We start from the raw sequence: 1,030 nt of genomic DNA, 5'->3' as shown, positions 1-1,030 counted from the left end.
GACGGGTTGCGGCGCAGCAGCTCGCGGATCGCGCGGACGACCAGGTCGTCGGCGCGGGTCTCCGCGTACAGGCCCTTGGGGCCGGCCTTGCCGAACGGTGTGCGTACGCCGTCGACGAACACGACGTCGCGTGCGTTGCGAGGCACGGTGTCGTCCTCCCTTGGGGTTCGGTGGCGGTGTGGCCGGGCGGAGGCGGGCTCCGGGAAGGTGTCGGGGCTCGTGCCGCCCGGTGCCGGGAGGCGCGCCCGTTTCCCGGTGGCGCGCCGGCTCGCTGCGACACGCGCGGCGCCCGGCGGCACGAGTACCCGCGACAGCGATGCTACTCGCTGGTAACCACAAATGCTACTCGTCAGTAACCACTGACCGGAGTGTGGCCCCGGGCGCCCTTGTCCGGCCGGTGGCGGCTGGGTACCGTGGCTCGACGGAGGAGGGCACGGTGACGCACGCGAGGCCCGCATACCGGCCGGGGGCACGCCGCCGGATCGGGCATATCCGCGATCTCGCCGCGCTGCTGCTGCGCACCGGGCTGCTGTTCTCCGGCGGCCCGCGGCGCGTCCTGCGGCAGATCGGCACGCTGCGGCGCTGGGGCACCACCCTCGCCGGGCTCGTCGCCGCGGCCGCCGCCCGCTCCCCGTCGCGCCCCGCGCTGATCGACGACGAGGGCGCCCTCACCTTCGGCGAGCTCGACGAGCGCGCCGCGCGGCTGGCCGCCGGGCTGCCGCTGCAGGGCCCGCGGCCGCGCGTCGGGGTGCTCTGCCGCAACCACCGGGGCATGGTGGAGACGCTCGTCGCCTGCAGCCGGCGCGGCGCCGAGGTCGTCCTGCTCAACACGGGCTTCGGGAAGGGCCAGCTCAGCGCCGTCCTCAGCGAGCTCCGCCCCACCCTGATCGTCGCCGACGCCGAGTTCGCCCCGCTGCTGCGCAGCGTGCCGGTCGCGCTGCGCCGCAACGTCCTGTGGGCCGACCGGCGGCCGGGCCCGGCGCGGGAGGTCCCGCTCGCCGCGCCCGTCCCCCTCGACACGCTGCCGCCC

The 1,030-nt window shown here is 76.7% G+C and carries 1 protein-coding gene and 1 pseudogene; one reads left to right on the top strand and one right to left on the bottom strand.

Features of this window, described 5'->3' with window-relative positions; all coding sequences use genetic code 11:
* Positions 1 to 146 (bottom strand): annotated as a pseudogene (locus E1266_RS37410) (acetyl-CoA C-acyltransferase); the annotation flags it as partial.
* A gap of 290 nt (positions 147 to 436) precedes the next feature.
* Here E1266_RS37410 and E1266_RS37405 point away from each other — a divergent pair.
* On the top strand, positions 437 to 1,030 hold a 594-nt coding region (locus tag E1266_RS37405; protein ID WP_243719389.1), incomplete at its 3' end, for an AMP-binding protein.

Source organism: Actinomadura sp. 7K534 (assembly GCF_004348575.1).
GTDB classification, from domain to species: Bacteria; Actinomycetota; Actinomycetes; order Streptosporangiales; family Streptosporangiaceae; genus Spirillospora; species Spirillospora livida.
Note: the sequence above shows the minus strand (reverse complement) of the source record. Positions and strands in the feature narration are given on the sequence as shown.